Annotated in this window: 4 protein-coding genes and 3 tRNA genes; 6 read left to right on the top strand and 1 reads right to left on the bottom strand. The window is 39.1% G+C overall.

All coding sequences use genetic code 11. From position 1 onward, the window contains the following. Positions 1 to 994 precede the first annotated feature (994 nt). Both murB and birA read left to right on the top strand, forming a co-directional pair. Entirely contained in the window at positions 995 to 2,008 is a 1,014-nt protein-coding gene (murB, locus tag AB4140_RS09755) for a UDP-N-acetylmuramate dehydrogenase (RefSeq protein WP_102436320.1), read from the top strand. A gap of 1 nt (position 2,009) precedes the next feature. After that, positions 2,010 to 2,975 (top strand): bifunctional biotin--[acetyl-CoA-carboxylase] ligase/biotin operon repressor BirA, encoded by a 966-nt coding sequence (birA, locus tag AB4140_RS09750; RefSeq protein ID WP_102436322.1) that lies wholly within the window; start codon positions 2,010 to 2,012, stop codon positions 2,973 to 2,975. 6 nt (positions 2,976 to 2,981) lie between these two features. Here birA and coaA read toward each other — a convergent pair whose 3' ends face one another. Continuing rightward, positions 2,982 to 3,932, bottom strand: a complete 951-nt coding sequence (gene coaA, locus AB4140_RS09745) for a type I pantothenate kinase (RefSeq protein ID WP_372000769.1) — start codon at positions 3,930 to 3,932, stop codon at positions 2,982 to 2,984. 220 nt (positions 3,933 to 4,152) lie between these two features. Here coaA and AB4140_RS09740 point away from each other — a divergent pair. The 4 genes from AB4140_RS09740 to AB4140_RS09725 all read left to right on the top strand — a co-directional run. Further along, positions 4,153 to 4,228 (top strand) — tRNA-Thr (locus AB4140_RS09740). A 7-nt stretch (positions 4,229 to 4,235) separates the two neighbouring features. Continuing rightward, a tRNA-Tyr gene (locus AB4140_RS09735) sits at positions 4,236 to 4,320 on the top strand. A 36-nt stretch (positions 4,321 to 4,356) separates the two neighbouring features. Then, positions 4,357 to 4,430, top strand: a tRNA-Gly gene (locus AB4140_RS09730). Between the two features lie 186 nt (positions 4,431 to 4,616). Further along, a partial coding sequence (locus AB4140_RS09725; RefSeq protein ID WP_372000767.1) for a GTP-binding protein occupies positions 4,617 to 4,846 on the top strand: 230 nt, incomplete at its 3' end.

Below are 4,846 nucleotides of genomic sequence, written 5' to 3'. Positions count from 1 at the left end.
CCCATGTGAAAGTAGGTCATCGCCAAGCGCCTAATATCTCTCATAAGAGAGTCGATAAAGCCCTGACTTAACAGTTAGGGCTTTTTTCGTTTGGGGCAAAAAGAATAAATCCTAATGCTGATAACTTGAGTCATCAGCTGCTAGATAATATCGTGAGCGGTGAGGTTGAGCGATTACCCATGTGAAACTAGGGTGTAATGTCTGTATAAAGCAACGCTTTATACAGACATGAAACGCGAAATATTTATCCGCAGCTGAACATCGCAAGCGCCTAATTTCTCTCGTAAGAGAGTCGATAAAGTCCTGATTTAACAGTTAGGGCTTTTTTGTATTTGGGGAAGAAGAATAAATCCTAACGCAGATTACTTGAGTCATTTACTGCTACATATCGGCGTGAGCTGCGAGTGTGGGCGAATGCCTATGTGAAAGTAGATTACCGCCAAGCGCCTAATATCACTCATTAAAGAGTCGATAGAGCCCTGACTTAATAGTCAGGGCTCTATCCGTTTTCGGGGAAAGTGAAATATGTACTAACCATGAGAGCTTGAATCATCACCTGCTAGATAATATTGTTCGGTGAGAGTGGGAAAATGTTCATGACAAAGCAGACCTTAATGCTGATCTAAATTCAGCAAGGCTTTATAGCGACTCTACACAGATATAAAGTACGAAGGGTTTATTTGTTGATCAACATCAACAAGCGTCTAATCAGTATCAAGCCCGATATTATGTAGCGGGCTTTTTCATTTCTGGCTTTCAATATATATGTCTATGGATATTATTTTAATAGAAGACAAATTAAGCTCCCGGTGCTCAATAGGCAAAGTTTTATAGGTTTTTTAGAGATATTGATATGACACGAGTAGTGCTAAGACGTTTTGATATAAAAACCTACGGGATGTAGTAATTTATTAATCAAAAGAGACTTATTTCGCCATTTGTATATATCTTAAGTACAATAGTGTTCATTATTTTTCGTTAGAACTATGCCTTTATGCCTGTAAGTTTAGCTCCCCATAATACCTTGGCCTTAACACAATGTTGCGACGCTATTGTTGAAGTTGACTCAAAAAAACAACTGATTTCAGTCGTTTCTAAGCTTGTCAGTGAATCTAAGCCTATGTTGATCTTAGGCGGTGGCAGTAATGTGGTATTTACCGATGATTTCAATGGCACCATTATAAAAGTGCTTACAAAAGGAATTAAGGTCGTTGAAGATGAGTTTAATTTCATCTTATCAGTTCAAGCAGGTGAAAATTGGCATGATTTTGTTGAATACTGTTTAGAAAACGGCATTAACGGCTTAGAGAATCTAGCGTTAATTCCAGGCACAGTTGGCGCCGCGCCTATTCAAAATATTGGTGCTTACGGTGTAGAAATCGATAATTTCTGCTCTCAAGTAGAATACTATGACTATACGACATCTCAGTTGATAACCCTTGACGCAGATCAGTGCCAGTTTGGTTACCGAGATTCAATTTTTAAACACCAGCTTAAGGATAAGGCTGTCATCACCGAGGTTGAATTTAGATTACCTAAGTTGTGGGCGCCTAATCTTGAATATGGACCACTAAAACACTTACAGGATGACAGTGTTAGCGCACAAATAATATTTGAAACAGTATGTGATGTGAGGCAAAGTAAATTACCGGATCCTAAGGTACTTGGTAATGTTGGTAGTTTCTTCAAAAACCCGATTATTTCAGCTAAGCAGTATCTTGAGTTATTAACCGAATTTAGTGATCTTGTCGGCTACGCGCAAACTGACGGCACGATTAAAATTGCCGCAGGTTGGTTAATTGATGAAGCTAATTTAAAAGGCTTTACAGTAGGCCGTGCTGCCGTGCATACCAAGCAAGCACTAGTGCTCGTTAACCTCGGTGGGGCAACGGGTAATGATATTTGTCAATTAGCTCATGCGGTGATGAATAAAGTTTACGATAAATTTAATATAAATTTAGAACCGGAACCAAGAATTATTGGCCCAAAAGGCGAGGTAGATATCTGATATGAATGGTCATTGGGTTAAAAAGAAACAGATCCTAGCTTTGCTTGATCATAGTGATTATGTCTCTGGTGAGCAAATTGCTCAAAAAGTGGGTTTATCACGCACCGCGGTAAATAACCACATCAGCCAGTTACTTGATTATGGCGTAGATATATACAGTGTTAAAGGCAAAGGCTATAAGTTATCTAACCCATTACCATTATTTGATGAGGCAAAACTATTGGCTGCAATAGATAATCGTTGCTTTTATTTTGATGACATTAACAGCACCAATGCCTTTATGTTGCAACACGCTGATGAATTGAAAACAGGTGATATTTGTATCGCTGAATATCAATCTGCAGGTAGGGGGAGGCGAGGACGTAATTGGGTATCTCCCTATGGGCACCATGTTTATGCTTCAATTTTTTGGCGCTTAAATCAAGGTATGAATGCAGCAATGGGCTTAAGCTTAATTGTTGGCTGCTCTATTGTAAAAACCTTAGAGAAATATGGTGTAGAAAATTTAGGCTTAAAATGGCCCAATGATATTTATAAAGATAATAAAAAATTAGCAGGCATTTTAATTGAATTGTCTGGCCATTCCTTGGATGAATGTAATTTAGTTATCGGTTTTGGCATTAACATGAGTATGTCTAATAAGCATGCTGAAGCTATTGATCAACCATGGAGTGACTTGAGTGCTTTAGCGGAGATGCCAAATAAAACTGATTTAATGATTGATTTACATCAACAACTTAAATCAGATTTACGCCTATTTGAATTACAAGGCTTAACGCCTTTTATACCGCAATGGGAAAAACATGATTTATTCATTCATAAAGAAGTGGATTTGATCATGGCACCTCATTCTCTATCGGGGATCTGTCGAGGAATTGATCAACAAGGCGCTATTTTATTGGAGATTAATGGCAACATTACATCACACATTGGTGGCGAAATTAGCTTGAGGGCATCTGCCAAATAACCGTATTTATTTACGTAAAAGCACTTGGTCTACAAGGTGGTTCTGGGCTTTTTTTAAAATGAGGTTAGCGCGGGCACGACTGGGTTTGATGTTTGACTGTAAATTGGGGCCGTTAATTGTGTCCCAAATATTCGCTGCCGTAGCATTCGCTTCTTCATCAGACAGTGTCGCATAGTGATGGAAAAACGACTCAGGATCACTGAAAGCCCCTTGTCGGAATTTCAAAAAGCGTTGCTGGTACCAGTGTTTTAACAGTGACTCTTCAGCATCGACATAGATAGAGAAGTCGACATAATCTGACAAAAAGGTACTTTTATGATCAGGTGATGGATCTAATGATGTCTGTAATACATTAAGGCCTTCGATAATCAAAATATCGGGCTGATTAATTTCTTGGACACTATCCGTTAACCTATCGTAGCTGACATGAGAATATAACGGTGCCGATACGGATTCATCGCCAGCTTTAATGCTGGAAATAAAATCAATCAACATTTTCATGTCGTAACTTTCAGGAAAACCTTTGCGCTTAAGCAAATTACGTTGTTTAAGTTCTGCTAACGGGTATAAGAAGCCATCGGTGGTGACTAATTCGACTTTTGGGTGCTCTGACCAGTGTTGTAATAATGTTTGCAAAATACGTGCAGTGGTACTCTTACCGACTGCAACACTGCCTGAGATACTAATGATGTAAGGTGTTTTTGTCGGTTTATGACTTAAGAACTGATCAAGCACTTCACTGCGTTGATGTTTGGCACTGATAATCAGGTTGAGTAGGCGACTTAAGGGCAAATAAATATCCGTCACTTCATCGAGTGACAGTTGCTCATTCATGCCTCGAAGGTTTTCTAATTCTTCTTGGCTTAGTGTTAAAGGCACCGAATTACGTAATTCAGACCATTGTTGGCGCTGAAAAGAAAAATAAAGTGCTTGCTGAGATAATTTATTTGATGTCATAACGTCCTTTCCTTAGATCAGGCACAGTACACCAACAATATATATTGAACAATAGAAAATGCATTGATAGTTTTAGCAATAGTTTAAATCGAGGTATTTTTGAACGCAGTTGTTAAATTGAGCCTAAAAAAGCGACATTTAAGACTTTTTTTATCTTTTTTATGCTTTTGCTATTGCACTTGTGCCGACATTTACCTAATATCCGTTTCCGAAATGATTAGCCGGCATAGCTCAGTTGGTAGAGCAACTGACTTGTAATCAGTAGGTCCCGAGTTCGACTCTTGGTGCCGGCACCATTTTTCTGGAGGGGTTCCCGAGTGGCCAAAGGGATCAGACTGTAAATCTGACGGCTCAGCCTTCGAAGGTTCGAATCCTTCTCCCTCCACCATTTTTAAAGGTAGTTAGGTAGCCTTAAACAGGTTGCGCGGATGTCGTATAATGGTATTACTCCAGCCTTCCAAGCTGATAACGCGGGTTCGATTCCCGCCATCCGCTCCAAATTGCTGAACGACTTGATTGCTTAATATCTCTGTCAGAGTTATTAAGTCAATCAAATCCTTTAAATCAGCACGTCCTGTCTTATGCTAAACTAATCTCCTAAACTAATCGATTCGATGTCATTCAATGCATCGGATTTTTTCTATATGTGTTTTCATTACCAAGACTCTGGGTTGAGGCAATATCATGGCTAAAGAAAAATTTGAACGTAGTAAACCACACGTAAACGTGGGTACAATTGGTCACGTTGACCATGGTAAAACAACTCTTACAGCAGCTATTTCAGCTGTATTGTCAAAAGTATATGGTGGTGAAGTTAAAGATTTCGCACAAATCGATAACGCTCCAGAAGAGCGTGAGCGCGGTATTACAATTAATACTTCTCACATCGAATATGACACTCCATCTCGTCACTA

Source organism: Shewanella sp. 10N.286.51.B2 (genome assembly GCF_041469265.1).
Classification (GTDB): domain Bacteria; phylum Pseudomonadota; class Gammaproteobacteria; order Enterobacterales; family Shewanellaceae; genus Shewanella.
Note: the sequence above shows the minus strand (reverse complement) of the source record. Positions and strands in the feature narration are given on the sequence as shown.